This window comes from Dellaglioa sp. CoH-56-MRSF-10 (assembly GCF_056782175.1).
In genome coordinates, this window is record NZ_JBXAYF010000133.1 from 1 (window position 1) to 256 (window position 256).

The following is a 256-nucleotide window of genomic DNA, read 5'->3' on the forward strand; positions in this document are numbered from 1 at the left end:
GCATCCGCAAACTCAAGAACGTCGCGCATGGTAGGGGGACGCATAACGAGTTCAGGCACGTCTGCAAACGAGTATATCGAGGCATCTGGAACAGTCTCAAGCTCGTTGATCGTCATCGTGGTGTTCGTGATGATCTGCGAAAGCTTCAGCGAATCCTCGGGGAGCGCTAGACGCGCAATCTCGTCACGTTGCTCTTGTGTGATCTCACCAGCCGCCAGCTGTCGATCGAATTCTGCGGCATTGATTGTGTACGATA

The 256-nt window shown here is 53.5% G+C and carries 1 protein-coding gene; it reads right to left on the reverse strand.

All coding sequences use genetic code 11. The features are described 5' to 3' along the window. The coding region (locus AC1RP4_RS08075; RefSeq protein WP_481763288.1) for a hypothetical protein at positions 1-256 on the reverse strand (256 nt) is incomplete at both ends.